This window comes from Bathymodiolus heckerae thiotrophic gill symbiont (assembly GCF_900128515.1).
GTDB lineage: Bacteria > Pseudomonadota > Gammaproteobacteria > PS1 > Pseudothioglobaceae > Thioglobus_A.
In genome coordinates this window covers 1-969 of sequence record NZ_FQTP01000237.1, presented here as the reverse complement: position 1 = coordinate 969, position 969 = coordinate 1, and the positions used below count along the sequence as shown (strand labels likewise).

Below are 969 nucleotides of genomic sequence, written 5' to 3'. Positions count from 1 at the left end.
TCTCAATGTCCGTAATGTTTAATGACTTATCTTTAGATATTAGTATCATTTATCTACGGTATAAATGCCCTTTCTTAAATGTCTTAACCCCTTATTATGTAATTAAAAAAACACCCAAGCAAGCTTGGGTGATACTCTGTTTAGCACCCCCCTTGCGGGGTGAATACCCCGCAAGGGGTATAAATACCCAGCCATTCGGCTGGGTCGAAGTGTCAAAGTGTGCCCTGAGCGTAGCGAGGAAATACTCTTGGGGTGCGAATTAATCCTTTAGGCAGCGAACACTAAAGCCGTACGCCTTATTGAAGGTCTTGCGGGTCACTTTAGCCTCGTCAGTCTTCAGGCTGCGTCTGTAGGCACTACTACTTGACCCAGTACTACTCCACAAGTCCGTGGTGTAACCACGACTGTAGAAACTACCATTGGTACTGCGGAAGCCCGCTAACTTAGCCTCGAAGTTACTAGAGCCGCCTACTTTCAGCTTTGTACCTTCATCAGTACCACGCCAACCAATTGAATTTTGTTGGGTGGTGCTCATACCTAATTGACCTTCTAAGACTTTCCAATCGGAATCAGATGGCAAGCTCCAACCACTAGGGCAAACATTCATCGCTGCATCCCAAGTATAATAATAACCATCTTCATCCGCTGCACTACTACCAGGGCGACCATGAGTGCCCTCATAAGCTTTCCAATAATCCGTATCTAGTGTGTTGTTTGCAGTAGGAACTAATGAAACATTAGATGCACTCCAGGTTTGACTGCCGATAACGACACTTGCCCCAATTCCATCATCCGTCACTGTTGCTGTTACGTTAGCAGAAGTTACCGCTGCGTCAGCACCTGCAATAGTATGAGAGATAGTAACTGTTTCATTAGCGATGTCATCATCAGCAACACCTGTTACGGTAACCGTTTGTGCTGTATTCCAGTTAGCCGTAGTAAAGGTCATTACGCCTGATACGGTAGCAG

1 protein-coding gene is annotated in these 969 nt (G+C 45.6%); it reads right to left on the bottom strand.

The genetic code is table 11. The features are described 5' to 3' along the window. Positions 1-259 precede the first annotated feature (259 nt). A partial coding sequence (locus BTHERMOSOX_RS11570) for an FISUMP domain-containing protein (RefSeq protein ID WP_283204862.1) occupies positions 260-969 on the bottom strand: 710 nt, incomplete at its 5' end.